The sequence below is a fragment of the Catenuloplanes niger genome, assembly GCF_031458255.1.
GTDB classification, from domain to species: domain Bacteria; phylum Actinomycetota; class Actinomycetes; order Mycobacteriales; family Micromonosporaceae; genus Catenuloplanes; species Catenuloplanes niger.
In genome coordinates, this window is record NZ_JAVDYC010000001.1 from 68,899 (window position 1) to 82,102 (window position 13,204).

At 74.7% G+C, this 13,204-nt stretch carries 11 protein-coding genes; 3 read left to right on the plus strand and 8 right to left on the minus strand.

Annotated features, from left to right (window positions below):
* Positions 1 to 76 precede the first annotated feature (76 nt).
* Positions 77 to 922: an alpha/beta fold hydrolase gene (locus J2S44_RS00300; RefSeq protein WP_310407661.1), complete on the plus strand. Its 846-nt coding sequence runs from the start codon at positions 77 to 79 to the stop codon at positions 920 to 922.
* Complete coding sequence (locus J2S44_RS00305; RefSeq protein ID WP_310407663.1) at positions 919 to 2,310, plus strand: MFS transporter; 1,392 nt, start codon at positions 919 to 921, stop codon at positions 2,308 to 2,310. Before J2S44_RS00300 ends, J2S44_RS00305 begins: the two co-directional genes overlap by 4 nt.
* A gap of 172 nt (positions 2,311 to 2,482) precedes the next feature.
* Here J2S44_RS00305 and J2S44_RS00310 read toward each other — a convergent pair whose 3' ends face one another.
* The 4 genes from J2S44_RS00310 to J2S44_RS00325 form a co-directional block, all read right to left on the minus strand.
* Positions 2,483 to 3,067 (minus strand): TetR/AcrR family transcriptional regulator, encoded by a 585-nt coding sequence (locus J2S44_RS00310; protein WP_310407665.1) that lies wholly within the window; start codon positions 3,065 to 3,067, stop codon positions 2,483 to 2,485.
* Between the two features lie 29 nt (positions 3,068 to 3,096).
* The gene (locus J2S44_RS00315) at positions 3,097 to 3,981 is read right to left on the minus strand and encodes an aldo/keto reductase (protein WP_488193090.1); all 885 of its coding nucleotides are present in this window, start codon (positions 3,979 to 3,981) and stop codon (positions 3,097 to 3,099) included.
* Between the two features lie 117 nt (positions 3,982 to 4,098).
* Positions 4,099 to 4,851, minus strand: a complete 753-nt coding sequence (locus J2S44_RS00320; protein WP_310407669.1) for an SDR family NAD(P)-dependent oxidoreductase — start codon at positions 4,849 to 4,851, stop codon at positions 4,099 to 4,101.
* 1 nt (position 4,852) lies between these two features.
* A complete protein-coding gene (locus J2S44_RS00325; RefSeq protein WP_445343968.1) occupies positions 4,853 to 5,698 on the minus strand; it encodes a fumarylacetoacetate hydrolase family protein in 846 nt (281 codons plus the stop codon).
* A 164-nt stretch (positions 5,699 to 5,862) separates the two neighbouring features.
* Here J2S44_RS00325 and J2S44_RS00330 point away from each other — a divergent pair, with 164 nt between their 5' ends.
* Positions 5,863 to 6,948 (plus strand): acyltransferase family protein, encoded by a 1,086-nt coding sequence (locus J2S44_RS00330; RefSeq protein ID WP_310407672.1) that lies wholly within the window; start codon positions 5,863 to 5,865, stop codon positions 6,946 to 6,948.
* Between the two features lie 80 nt (positions 6,949 to 7,028).
* On the opposite strand, the gene J2S44_RS00335 is transcribed toward J2S44_RS00330, so the two are convergent.
* The 4 genes from J2S44_RS00335 to J2S44_RS00350 all read right to left on the minus strand — a co-directional run bounded on the left by J2S44_RS00335 (position 7,029) and on the right by J2S44_RS00350 (position 13,136).
* Complete coding sequence (locus J2S44_RS00335; protein WP_310407675.1) at positions 7,029 to 7,466, minus strand: SgcJ/EcaC family oxidoreductase; 438 nt, start codon at positions 7,464 to 7,466, stop codon at positions 7,029 to 7,031.
* Positions 7,467 to 7,473: 7 nt separating this feature from the next.
* Positions 7,474 to 8,445, minus strand: coding sequence for a helix-turn-helix domain-containing protein (locus tag J2S44_RS00340; RefSeq protein ID WP_310407677.1), 972 nt, complete (start codon positions 8,443 to 8,445; stop codon positions 7,474 to 7,476).
* Positions 8,446 to 8,545: 100 nt separating this feature from the next.
* Positions 8,546 to 9,331: a hypothetical protein gene (locus tag J2S44_RS00345; RefSeq protein ID WP_310407679.1), complete on the minus strand. Its 786-nt coding sequence runs from the start codon at positions 9,329 to 9,331 to the stop codon at positions 8,546 to 8,548.
* Between the two features lie 10 nt (positions 9,332 to 9,341).
* On the minus strand, positions 9,342 to 13,136 hold the full coding sequence (locus J2S44_RS00350; protein ID WP_310407681.1) for a hypothetical protein: 3,795 nt from the start codon (positions 13,134 to 13,136) through the stop codon (positions 9,342 to 9,344).
* Positions 13,137 to 13,204 lie beyond the last annotated feature (68 nt).

The following is a 13,204-nucleotide window of genomic DNA, read 5'->3' on the forward strand; positions in this document are numbered from 1 at the left end:
ATCTTCGGTGTATCGCCGACAAGCTTGTCAGATCTTTCAGTGGATGATCGGGGCCCCGGTCGCGTGTGATTCGGTCATGACCGAACTCTCTTCTCCGGACACCGTGTTCGTCCTCGTGCACGGGGCCTGGCACGGCTCCGGGCAGTGGGCGGCGACGCAGCGCGCGCTCGCCGCGGCCGGTGCCGCGTCCGTGGCCGTCGACATGCCGGGGCACGGCCTCGACGCGCCGCTGCCCAGCGGATATCTCCACGTGGGGCAACCGGGGCTGTCGACCGAGAGGTCCGCGCTGGCCGGCGTGACGACGGATGACTGCGCGGCGGCGGTGCTGGACGTGCTGCGCCAGGCCCGCCGATACCGTCGTGTCGTGCTCGTCGCGCACAGCGCGGGCGGCGGCCCGGCGTCGCTGGCCGCCGAACTCGCACCCGAGCTCGTCGACGAGATCGTCTACCTCTCCGCCTTCGTGCCGGCCGGCCGGGCCCGGTTCTTCGACTACCTCGGCGCCCCCGAGAACGCTACGGCGCGGGGCGGCAGCCTCAACCTCGGTGACGCCGCGGAACTGGGCGCCGTGCGGATCAACCCGCTGTCGCCGGACCCCGAATACGTCGAGGAGCTGCGGCAGACCCACTACCACGACACGCCCGCGCACCGGTTCGACCGCTGGCGCGCCGCGCTGAGCCCCGATCTGCCACTGGCGATCCCCACCACCCCGGTCATCGTGACTCCGCAACGATGGGGACGCGTTCCCCGGACCTTCGTGCGCTGCGCGGACGATCGGGCGCTGCCGACAGCCGTGCAGGACCTGATGATCGCGGAGGCCGACCGGGCCGTGCCCGGTAACCCGTTCACCGTGCGCAACCTGCCGGGCAGCCACAGCCCGTTCGCCGCCCGGCCCCGCGAACTCGCCGCGGCTCTGCTGTCGTGAGCGGCGGACGACTCGTGCTGCCGGTGGTACTCAGCGCCACGTTCGTGCAGCTGCTCAACGTCACCGTCGCCCAGGTGGCCGCGCCCGCGATCCAGGCCGGCCTGGGTGCCGGCCCGAGCGCCGTGCAGCTGGTGCTCGCCGGGTACACGCTGACGTACGCGTGCCTGCTCATCCCGGCCGCGCGGCTGGGCGACCGGTACGGCTACCGGCGGCTGTTCGTGATCGGCACGGTGGTCTTCACCGCGGGCTCGGTGGCCGCCGCCTGCGCTCCCGACGTCGCGTCGCTGATCACGGCCCGGCTGGTGCAGGGCGCCGGCAGCGGACTGGTCGCGCCGCAGGTGCTGTCGCTCATCCGGGCCACCATCCCGGCGACGCGGCGGCCGCGTGCGCTCGGCCTGTACGGCGCCACCATGGCCGTCGCGTCACTGGCCGGGCCGCTGATCGGCGGTCTCGTCCTCGGTGCCGACCTCCTGGGCCTCGGCTGGCGGCCGTTGATGCTCCTCACCGTGCCGGTGGCGCTCGCCTCGCTGGCCGGGGCGACCGCGCTGCCCCGCCTGCGGGGTGCGGGCGGAATCCGGGTCGACAGGCTGGGCGCGCTGCTGGTCACCGTGGGAGCCGGCGCGCTGGTCCTGCCGCTGGCGCTGGGGCGGGAAGCGGGCTGGCCCTGGTGGACGTGGGCCGGTTTCGCCGTGGCCGTCGCCGCGCTCGGCTCCTTCGCCTGGAGCCTCCCGCACCGCCCCGACCCGCTGGTCCATCCCGCGGTGCTGCACGACCGGCCGGCACGGACCGGCACGCTGCTGGTGTTCGTGTTCAACATGGGCGTGCCGTCCTTCACCTACCTGCTCTTCCTCCACCTGCAGTCCGCCGTCGGGTACTCGGCGCTGTCGGCCGCGCTGACGTCGGCGCCGTTCGCCGCGGCCGCCGCGGCCGGCAGCAGGGCAGCGCCCGCGCTCACCCGCCGGCACGGTACGGCGGTGCTCACCGTCGCGTCGCTGGTGCTGGCCGGGATGTGCCTGGCGCTGGCGCCGCTCGCCGGTTCGGCGGCGGGTCGCCAGGCGGCGCTGCCGGTGCTGGCTGTCGGCGGGGCCGCGTTCGGTGCGTTCACCGCGTCGGTGTTCGCGCTGGTCCTGGCCGAGGTGCACGGTCCCGCCGCCGGTTCGGTCTCCGGGCTGCTGCCCACGGCGCAGCAGCTCGGCGGGTCCATCGGCGTGACCGCGGCCGGACTCGCCTACTACGCTCCCGCCGCCGACGCGGGCGCCGCGTTCCGGCACGCCATGCTGTATCAGGTCGCCGCGTTCGTGCTCACCGCGCTGATCAGCCTCCGGCTCCGCAACCGGGTGGCCGGTCCCGCACCGGAACAACCGCGAGCTGGCCGCCTGTCTCGATGATGACTACCGCCACCGGGAACCGGCCTGGGTCCCGGTCCGCGCGAGTTGCTGGATCGGTGTCCGCATCGGCTGGTCCATGGGTATGCGGAGAAGCCACCCTGAGGCAGGGAACAGTCGGTTTGCAGCGGTATTCGTTGATCGCGATGGCGGCACAGCGCTCGCCGCGCTCGATCTACCGGGTGGCCCGCAGTCCGTTCACGAGCAGCGTGCAGACCTCGGCGAGGAGCTGTTCGCGGTCGGGGTGCTGCCATTCGTCGAGGTGGGCCGGGTGGTGGAAGGCCGTGGTCGCCTCGAACAGGGCATGGGCTGTGGTGGCCGGGTCGTCGACGGTGAAGTCGCCGACGGCGAGACCGTCAACGACGATCGCTCGTAACTGATCGAGCAGCGCCGCGACGTGCTCGGCGGCGACCGCGCTGTTTTCCTTGACGAGCACGCTGTAGACGGCGAAGAGTTCCGGGTCGGTGGTGGCCGCGTTCCGTTTCGCCCGGTACAGCGCGAGCAGCCAGGCCCGCAGTCGTTCCGGTGCCGGCCGCCGGGAGTCAGCCGCCGGCCGGGTGAGTTCGTCGAAGTGGTGCTTCAGCCAGCGCCGGGTGACCGCTTCACGCAGCGCCGCCTTCGACGGGAAGTGCCGATACACCGCGGCGTGGCTGACTCCCAGCTCCCGGGCCACGTCCACCACGGTTGCCTTCGCGAGGCCGTGGCGCCGCAGCACGTCCTCCGTGGCGAGCATGATCGTATCGGCGTCCAAGGTAGGCATCGTGGTAACCCTAACGCTGACCGGCGAGCTCAGCGCTCACTGTCGAGCGTGGCCATCTGCGGTGCCGGATAGCGGTCTCCGGCCACGGCACCGGCCGGCACGGCCTCGTCGATGGCGGCCAGGTCGGCGTCGCTCAACGCGAGGTCGGCCGCGGCGACCGCGGCGGCGATCCGCCCTGGACGGCCGGCGCCCACCAGCGCCACGATGTCGTCTCCCCTCGCCAGCACCCACGCGATCGCCAGCTGCGCGACCGTCACCCCTCGCTCGTCGGCGATCGGCCGCAGGCGCTCGACCAGCGCCAGGTTGGCGGCGAGGTTGCCACCCTGGAAGCGCGGCAGATGCCCGCCGCTGCCGCCGTCGTACGCGCCGGTGAGCAGCCCGTGCGAGAGCACGCCGTAGGCGGTGACACCGATGCCGAGTTCCCGGCAGGTGGCCAGGATCGAGCGCTCCACGCCGCGGCTGAACAACGAGTACTCGATCTGCACGTCAGTGATCGGGTGCACGGCATGAGCCCGGCGAATCGTGTCGGCGCCGACCTCGGACAGGCCGACGTGGCGCACCCGACCGGCCTGGACCATCTCCGCCAGCGCGCCGACCGTGTCCTCGATCGGCACCTCCGGATCGAGCCGAGCGGGACGGTAGAGATCGACGTAATCGGTGCCGAGCCGCTGCAGAGAGTACGCGAGCGCGCTCTTGAGATACGCAGGACGCGCGTCGACGCCGACAAAACGGCCGGCCGGGTCACGAAGAACACCGAATTTGCCACTGATCACGACGCGGTCGCGGTCCCCGGGACGCAGGGCCCGGCGAATCAACGACTCGTGGTGGCCGTTGTCGTAAAAATCCCCGGTATCGATCAGCAAGATATGTAATCTGTAACCGCGATGCCGGCCCCGGCGTCGGAACCACGTCAAGAGCCACGCCTCGCCGGTCCGGGTGAACGCTTCCGGCATCCCTGCCTCGACGCACGCCCCGAACCTCACGGGCCGGCGCGGCGGGTCGCGCACCGGCAGTCCTTCAAGGCCGGCGCACTAACCGCGGGCCGGCAGCCGCAGGCCGTGCATGCCGCCGTCGACCGCGAGCACCGTGCCCGTGGTCGAGCCGGCGTGCGGGCCGGCCAGGTAGGCGATGGCGGCCGCGATCTCGTCCGCGGAGACCAGGCGGCCGTGCGGCTGGCGGGCCGCCAGCGCGGCGAGCGTCGCGTCCGGGTCGTCGGCGCGGGCCAGCAGCCGGCGCACCCAGGGCGTGTCCGCCGTACCCGGGTTGACGCAGTTGACCCGGACGCCCTCGTGCACGTGGTCCGCGGCCATGGCCAGAGTCAGCGCCTGCACCGCGCCCTTCGTCGCGCTGTAGAGCGCGCGCTGCGGCAGGCCCACGTGCCCGGCGATCGAGCAGGTGTTCACGATCGCGGCGTTCGCCGACTCGCGCAGGTGCGGCAGCGCGGCGCGGCTGACCCGGACGATGCCGGTCACGTTCACGTCGAGGACGTGCGCCCACTCGGCGTCGTCGTTGTCCTCGACCGTGCCGACCGCGCCCACGCCCGCGTTGTTGACCAGGATGTCCAGCCCGCCGAGCCGGTCCGCCGCGGCCTCGACCGCGGCGCGCACGGCCGCGTCGTCCGTGACGTCCGCGACGAACCCGGCCAGCGGGTCCGGCAGTCCCTCGGTGTCCCGGTCGAGCACGGCGACGTGCGCGCCGCGCGCGGACAGCCAGCGGGCGGTGGCCAGCCCGATGCCGGACGCGCCGCCGGTGACCAGCGCAGCCAGTCCGGAGAACTCGTCCATCTCAGGCCGCCCGGAACGTCTGCCGCTGCCGGCCGAGCCCGTCGATCTCCAGCTCGACGACGTCGCCGGGCCGCAGGTACGGTTTCGGCTCCGGCTGCCCGAGCGCGACGCCGGCCGGCGTACCCGTGTTGATCACGTCGCCCGGGTGGAGCGTCATGAACTGCGACAGATAACGGACGATCTCGTACACCCCGAAGATCATGTCTTTGGTGGACCCGGCCTGTCGCACCTCGCCGTTGACGCGCAGCCGCAGGCCCAGGTTCTGCGGGTCGGGCACCTCGTCCGCGGTGACCAGCCACGGGCCGAGCGGGTTGAAGGTGGCGCAGTTCTTGCCCTTGTCCCACTGCCCGCCGCGCTCCAGCTGGAACGCCCGCTCGGAGACGTCGTGCGCCACCGCGTACCCCGCGATGTGGTGTGCCGCCTGGTCCGCCGACTCCAGGTAGGCCGCGGTCCGCCCGATCACCACGGCCAGCTCGACCTCCCAGTCGGTCTTCTCGCTGCCGCGCGGGACGAGCACGTCGTCGTACGGGCCGACCACGGTGTCCGCCGCCTTCATGAACACCACCGGCTCGCCCGGCGCCGCCGCCCCGGTCTCCGCCGCGTGGTCGTGGTAGTTCAGCCCGATGCACACGATCTTCCCGATCCGGGCGACCGGCGGCCCGATCCGCAGCCCGCCCGGGTCGAGCACCGGCAGCCCGTCCGGGATCTCCGCCGGCCAGCCACCGGCCAGGAACGCCGGGTCTATGTCCGGCACCACGCCGGAGAGATCACGCAGAACACCGGCACCGTCCAGCACGGCCGGACGCTCCGCACCGACCGGCCCGACCCGCAGCAGGCGCACACCCATCACCACCCGATCAGATTGAGATCACTGAATACCCAATCAGCTGGGAGCCCCGAAGTACAGCCCCTCCCCCGCGTTTGAGACCCGCGGGTGGCACCGTGGGGGTACGCCGTGGTGAGCACCGTGGGTGGATGCCGGGGTGGGAGACGCCCGCCTAGCGTGCCCGCATGGTGGACACGGGGCTGGTGCGGCGGATCGAGGCGGGGACGGCCGGTGGGCGCGACCGGGCGGTGGACGGGCTGCGGGCGGCGGCGATCCTCGGGGTGGTGCTGGGGCACTGGCTGGTGACCGCGACGGTGGTGACCGGCGACGGCGTGTCGGTGGCGAGCCCGCTCGCGCACCTCGGCGGGCTGACCTGGGCGTCCTGGGTGCTGCAGACGTTGGCCGTGTTCTTCCTGGTCGGCGGCCGGGCCGCGGTGCTCGGCTACCGGCGGCCGTACCGGGCGTGGCTGGCCCGGCGGCTGCGGCGGCTGTTCCGGCCGGTGGTGGCGCTGCTCGCGGTCTGGACCGTGGTCATCGCGGCGCTCCTGGCAGCCGGTGCCGGGCCGAGGACCGTCCACACCGTACTCACGCTGGTCCTGTCGCCGCTGTGGTTCCTGCTGGTCTTCGCGGGCCTGACCGCGTTGACGCCGCTCGCGACGCGCCTGCACCCGGCGTGGCCGCTGCTGACCGTGGCGGTCGTCGACGTGGCCCGGATCGGCCTCGACGGGCCCGCGGCGCTCGGCTGGCTCAACGTCGTGGCGGGCTGGCTGGTCCCGTTCACGCTGGGCGCCCGTTTCTTTCATCGACGGTACGGATGGGCGCTGCTGATCGGCGGCGCGGTGGCCACGGTCGCGCTGGTGCGGTGGGCCGGCTATCCGGCCGCGATGGTCGGCGTGCCGGGCGAGTTCTCCAACCTGAACCCGCCCACGCTCGCCGCGGTCACGTTCGGCCTGGCCCAGTGCGGTGCCGCGCTGCTCCTGCACGGCCCGCTGCGGCGGCTGCTGCGGGCGCCGCGCGCCTGGGCCGTGGTGGCGGTGGCGAACCTGTCCGCGATGACCGTCTTCCTGTGGCACCAGACCGCGATGCTGGCGGTCACCGGCCTGGCCCTGCGCGCCGCCGGCCCGCTCCCCGGCCTGCACACGACGCCGGACTCACCGGCCTGGCTCGCGGCGCGCCTGGTCTGGCTGCCGCTGTTCGGCGCCGCGCTCGCGGGCTGCTGGGCCCTGTTCCACCGGGCCGAGCTCGGCCGCCCGCGGACCGGCACCGGGTGACGAAACGCCCGCGGGCCGGCACCGGGTGACGAAGACACGCGGGCCGCCGGCCCGGCGTGGACCGGCGGCGCCGGGAGCGGTCAGGCCGCGGCGGCCAGGTCGTCCAGGACCGTCATCGCCTCGAACGACACGACGCGGGCGTTCTGCAGCGTGACGACCTCCCAGCGGCCGTGCTGCCACACGGCTGCCAGCAGCTGCATCACGTACCGGCTGGACAGCGGCTCCGTCTCGCCGGGCAGCAGGATGCCCGCGCGGTGGTGCACCACGCCGAACCCCGGTGCCACCACGCGGGCGAACGGCACCACACCGCGTACCAGCCGGGAGCCCTTCATCACGGTGTCGAAGACCTGCTGGTTGGCGGCGACCAGCGCCGCGCGGCCGCGGAGGATCGAACCCTCGAACTCGACGAGTTCGGCGTCCTCCGCGAAGTCGGCGTAGAACCCGGTGGCGTCACCGCGGTCCCACGCCGCGCACATCCGCGCCGGAATGGCGCGCAGCGCCTCGACAGACTGTTCCATGTGGATATCACCTCTCTGTGCGTGCGTCCCCATCCTCTCCGCGGCCGGCGCCGGCCGCCTTGACCACGCGTGCCCGGTCGCTGGACATCAGTGCCGCCGCCGTGTAGCCGTAGGTCGCCTTGAACAAGCGGCTGAAGTGCGCCGGGTCCGGGAAACCCCACCGGGCCGCGACCGCGGCGACGGTACGGCCGGAGCCGGCCAGCTCCGCGTGGCAGCGTGCCAGCCGGCGCGTGCGGATCAGCGCGGCCACGGTCAGCGGCTCGTCCTCGAACAGCCGGTGCAGCCGCCGCACCGACATGTGGTGGGCCGCCGCCACCACCGCCGGGCTCAGCCGCGGGTCGGCCAGCCGCGCCTCGATGTAGCCGGTGATCCGGTCGCGCAGCGTCTCGTCCGGCGCCGGGCGCACGTCGCCGAGCCGCGCGGACAGCGCCACCGAGATCAGTTCGATCACCGCGGCCGCGGAGCGGGCCTCCTGGTCGGCGCGGAGCCCGCCGCCGAGCGCGCGCGTCATGTCCCGGGCCAGCGCGGACACCAGCGCGCCCGGGCCGCTGTCGCCGGGGATCCGCACGCCGGCCAGCCGGTCGGCCACGCCGGCGCCGAGCCGCAGCGCGCTCCGCGGCACCATCATGGTCACGTGCCGGCTCTCCGTGCTGGCGAACCGGACCGGCCGCACCGGGTCGATCAGCATCAGGTCGGCCGGCCCGAGCACCGTGTCGCCGCCGCCGTGCTCGACCCGCACGGAACCCCGCGCCATCACGTCGACCTGCCACATCGTGACGTCGGAGTCCCGGACGGTCCGCGCGTCCCGGAAACACTCCCCGGCCGGCGTGACCAGCTCGGTCAGCCGCAGCGGCCCCAGGTCACGGCTCATCACACCGGCGCGGAAGTCACGTGTCTCGTGCCGCCCGCCGCGCAACGGCGGCAGCTTCCGCGCCGCCAGCGCCTCCAGATACGCCTCGGCACCGGTCACCTCGTCCACGCCCTGGAAGATAGACCACCACCCTGGGACGCCGGTTCGTCCGCCGCGATCACCGGCCGTTCGGGGTGGGCGGCACGGCGCCGGCCGGGTTCACCGGGGCTCAGCCCGCGCCGTCGCCGGCGAACGCGGCCAGGTGCTGGACCGTGCCGTTGGCCAGGACCGCGATCCGCCGGGAGCCGGGCAGGTCGACGAACGGGCAGTCGGCGGCGCCGGTCCGCAGCGTCGCGGTGTCGTCGCCGGGCGCGATCCACCGCAGGGCGCCGGACTCGAGCCAGCCGGTCAGCGCGAAGTCGTACTCCGAGATCCGCGGCCGGTGCCGGTCCCAGCCGCGCCAGACGCCGTCGTCGAAGACCTGGTACGTGTTCGTGCCCCACAGGTTGACCAGGCGGACGTCCGGTGGGCGCGGCCCGAAATAGGTGACGGCCCAGCCGGTGTGCGCGCCGACCGGTACCTCGGCGAGGACCGCGCGGACGCCGGGCGCGCCGAGGATCCGCGGTACGACGAACGGCACGCCGGGCCCGGGGACGACGGCGAACGGCGGCGTCTCCACCGGCTCGGTCAGCCGCATCGCGCCGGTCATCGCGATCCAGGACGGCGGCAGCGGCTGCGGCGTGCGGCGGACCGCGTTCAGGTAGTCCCAGAACCAGGTGTCCAGGCCGGCCGTGTCGATCGGCCAGCGCACCAGCTCGCCGGTGTGCGGGCAGCGGGCGACCGGCACGTCGGGCAGCAGGTCCCGGTACCGGTGGGTGAGCTCCTCGATGCGGTCCCAGAGCGGGAACGCGTCCCTGGCCCGGCCGCCGGCCCGCAGCGCCCGTGCCTCCGCGCGCAGGCGGTGGCTCTCGGACATCACCCGCCGCCGTTCCCCGGCGGTGTCGTCCGGCGTCATCCGAGCCTCCTCACAGCGGGGGCCGCCCGTAGGCGAACGTGGGCGGCGCGTGCGGCGTGAACCGCACCAGTCCCTCCGAGCCGCCGCGGCGGTGCTGGGCGACCAGCTTGTCGCGCATCGCCCGCTCGGCCGGGTCGGTCGGGCTCCAGTACACCACCGCGCCGTGCATGACCCCGAACTCCCGGTTCTGCATGTCCACGATGAGCTGCTCGTACTCGTCCAGGGGCAGCGCGGAGCCGTCGGGGCGGCGGATGTCGTACAGGTCGTGGTCGCCGGCGACGGGCCGGCGCCGGCCCGCCGCGTCGTAGCCGTGCACGACGTACTCGACCACCTCGAACCGGCCGGGTCCCTTGGGTTTGCGGGCCAGCTTGCGCATCTTCCTGCCGTACCGGCGCCGCTCCTCGACCCGCATCCGCCACCGGTCGCGGCCCCGGGCCCGGTCCGCCTCGGACAGCCCGCGGCGCTTCGGGTCCGGTGGCCGGTTGACGAAGAAGCCGACCTTTCCCTGGTGTTCCGGTTTGACGGTGAGCAGCAGGTCGGCGCTGTTGATCGTCTTGGCCTTGATGTCCACCGGCTTGTAGAAGGCGCCGCGTTGCAGGTGTCGTACCGAGTCCGGGTTGGTGGGCCGGACGTCGATGACCAGGTTGCGCCGGTCGGCCATCCGCTGGAACTCGTCCTGGTTCGTCACCAGGATGCCGTAGTCCGCCTCGATCGTCCGGCTGTCCAGCGGTGTGCCCTCGCGCGGGCTCTCCATGGCCGGGTTGACCACCGCGACGAAGTGGACGATCTGCCGGGTGCCCCGCACCGGGCCGATGACCAGGTCGAGCCGGGTCAGTCCGTGGCGACGGCGGATGCCGGGCAGCCGCTCGCCGATCTCGGCCGCGGTGAGGCCGGCCCGGATCAGCGCGCGGGCCTCGCGCAGCGCGGCGCTCAGCACCCGGTCGGCGTCCCGCGCGGGCCGGGCCGGCTGCTTGCGGCCGGACCGGTCGGGCCGGGTCGCCGTGCCCGGCCGGGACACGTGGCGGGGCCGGCCGGCCCGGTGCGGTCGACCCGCCCGCCGGCCCGGTCCGCGCCCGCGGTCCGGGACGCCACCGGTTCGCTGCCCACGCCGGTCCGCGGCGGCGCCGTCCCGCGGCCCGCTCCGCTTCGCCGCGGCGCCGGCCCGCTGCCCGCCTCGGTCCGGTGCGTCGCCGGCCGGCCGGCCGCGGCGGGCCGGCGCCGCGCGCACCGTGGCCCAGAAGCGGGTGACCAGGCGGGCGATCCGGTCGACGGCCGCGTCGACGGCGCGGTCGACCGGCCGGGAGAGCGACTGCACGATCCGCCTGACCCGCGCCGCGACGCCGCCCACGCCGAGGATGGCGGCCAGCGCGCCGATCAGCACCGGGATCGACCGGGCCAGGGCGCGTTCGACCAGCGCGGGTACGCCGCCCGCGCCGCCCCGCGCGATCGCGAGCACGGCGTCGAGCACCGCGTTGACGAAGTCGATGATCTGCCGGGCCTGGGTGACCACGAACCGGAGGACGTCGATGATCAGCTTGCACGCCCGGACGAACGCCGAGGCCGGGTTGAGCAGCGACAGGATCCAGGTGATCCCCGCGACCACGACGGTCGGCGTGACGTACGCGACGACCCGGCCGATCAGGTCCGCGCGCAGGTCACCCAGGTGTGCCCGCATCTCGGTCCACAGCCCTGCGGCGCCCTCCCGCTTCGCCCGGGCGACCTGCGGGACCGCGGTCTCGGCCGCGGTGACGGCCGGCTCGGGTGCCCGGCGCACGAGCCGCGCCCGGATCCCGCCCCAGGTCAGGCCGAGCAGCCCGGTGATCATCAGGGCGATGCCGCGTACGTCGAACGTGCGTGGGATCGTCAGGCCCGCCGCGGACGCGGTGCCGAGCAGCCAGCCGAGCACGCCCTGCCGGAGGTGGCCGCCGAGGTTGCGCAGGAACAGGCGCAGGCCGCCGCCGACCGCGGACACCAGGTTGCCGAGGAACCCGACCGGGTCCCGCAGGATCGCGCCGATCGCCTGGGCCGCCTTGCGCAGCACGCCGAGCAGCAGGTTCGTCAGGTCCCGGATCGTGGCGAGCGCCCCGCCGACGGCGTCGGCCGCCTTCGCGACCAGGCCCCGGTTCTTCTCCCTCTCGGCCGCGATCTCCGCGTCGACCGACGACACCGCCTCCGTGTAGCGGGTGGCGAGCGTGTCGACCAGCTCGGTGCCCTTGTCGGTCACGGTGTCCCGCAGCTCGTCGAACCGGCCCGCGAACTCGGCCGCCGCCCGCTGCCCGATCGCGCGCAGGTCCCCGGGCAGCGCGCGGACCGCCGCCCGCAGCTCGGTCCGGCCGGCCGCGATCCGGTCCTTGGCGCGGCGCAGGTGCGACTCGACCGTGCCGGCGATTCCGATGATCACGTCGCGCATCGAGGCCAGGTAGGTGGTCTTCGCGTCCTGGTAGATCCGGTTGGCCTCGTCCGGCAGCGGCAGGAACCTGTCCTTGGCCCACAGCCACGCGCCGTTCCACCCGGAGTACCGCTCCCGCTTGTACCGCCGCATGCCGCGCTCGTGGTCGTCGGTGAAGCGGTCCCGGGCGCGTCTCTCACCGGCGGTGAACTGCCGGTCCACCGCGGTGTCCAGGTCGGACAGGATCCGCTCGACGTCCGCCTTGGTACGGTCGAACACGTCCTGGAGTCGCGCGGTGACCGCGGCCCGCCGCCGCTCGTCCCGGCCGCGCGCCCCGGCCTTGCCCGCACCGACCGTCCGGCCGGTCTCCGCCCGGACACCGTGGATCGCGGCCATCGCGGCCGTGCCGTCCCGGCCGGCCGCGTGCGTGACCTGCCCGATCTCCCGGTTCTCGGTGGCGCGCAGGCGCGCGGGCGCGGATCGCGCGTGCGTCTCCAGCGTCTCGGTCTCGGTGACCGCCCGGTCGAACGACGGCTCGCGCGAGTTCTCGAAGGACAGCTGCCGCCGGGTGACCTTCGCCGCGGCCAGGTCCCGCCGGATGCGCTCCGGCCCGGCCGACAGGTCGGTGGCCGACGGCGGCAGGCGGTCCGGCGCGGCCTGCCGGGGGTCCGGCGCACCGGGGCGCGCCGGGAGCCGGTCCGGGGTCAGCGGCGTCACCGGTTTGCCGTCCCGCGCCGGTGCCGGGGTCCGGGCCGTGCTGGTGGCGATCTGCTCCGCGGACGCGTCCTTGCCCGCGCCGACCTCGCCCTGGACCTCGGCCCTGACCTCCTCGGCCCGGCCGGAGTCGCCGAACGATTCGGCCTCGTCGAGGTTCTTCGGGGCCTTGGCCGCGATCGCCGCCTCCACCGCGGCGATGAAGCGCGCCCGGTCGAACTCCCTCGGCTCCGCCGCCGCCATCTCCTCGGCGTGTGCGGCCTTGCCGCGCGCCTCGCGGTCGTCCGCCGGCGGCACCGCCGCCGCCTGGGCCGCGGTCGCCTCGGCCGGCGCCGGTGGATGGCTGCGTGCGACGGCGGTCTTCTTCGCGTCGACGTCCCGCACCAGCGCCGCGAACGCCGGATCCGTCGCCGGGGAGCGCCGCACCGGCCCCGGGGCGGTCCGCGCCGTCAGCCGGGCCGTGACGAGCGCGTTCCCGGCCCGCGACCGCGTGCCGGGCGCGCCGTCGCGGGTCGGGGGCACGCCGGGCACCGGCACGCCCGCGGTCAGTGCGGCGGTGACCGCCGCGTTGCCCATCGTCGCCTGCGCCCGGGCGATGCCGTCCGGGCCCGGTCGCCGTCGCGCCGCAGGACCCGCGGTCGCCGGTGCGGGCGCCCGGACGGACGCCGTCGGCGGCGCGAGGGCCTTGCGTGGTGGCGGCATCCGACGCGGGCTCCCTCCGCCGCGGCACGCCACGGCATCACACCGACGCTATCGACATTCCACGATAG

Excerpts from the sequence above, each read along its gene's own strand:
- J2S44_RS00300 (WP_310407661.1), top strand. The coding sequence starts at position 77 with ATGACCGAACTCTCTTCTCCGGACACCGTGTTCGTCCTCGTGCACGGG.
- J2S44_RS00310 (WP_310407665.1), bottom strand. The coding sequence starts at position 3,067 with ATGCCTACCTTGGACGCCGATACGATCATGCTCGCCACGGAGGACGTG.
- J2S44_RS00320 (WP_310407669.1), bottom strand. The coding sequence starts at position 4,851 with ATGGACGAGTTCTCCGGACTGGCTGCGCTGGTCACCGGCGGCGCGTCC.
- J2S44_RS00325 (WP_445343968.1), bottom strand. The coding sequence starts at position 5,698 with ATGGGTGTGCGCCTGCTGCGGGTCGGGCCGGTCGGTGCGGAGCGTCCG.
- J2S44_RS00330 (WP_310407672.1), top strand. The coding sequence starts at position 5,863 with ATGGTGGACACGGGGCTGGTGCGGCGGATCGAGGCGGGGACGGCCGGT.
- J2S44_RS00335 (WP_310407675.1), bottom strand. The coding sequence starts at position 7,466 with ATGGAACAGTCTGTCGAGGCGCTGCGCGCCATTCCGGCGCGGATGTGC.
- J2S44_RS00345 (WP_310407679.1), bottom strand. The coding sequence starts at position 9,331 with ATGACGCCGGACGACACCGCCGGGGAACGGCGGCGGGTGATGTCCGAG.
- J2S44_RS00350 (WP_310407681.1), bottom strand. The coding sequence starts at position 13,136 with ATGCCGCCACCACGCAAGGCCCTCGCGCCGCCGACGGCGTCCGTCCGG.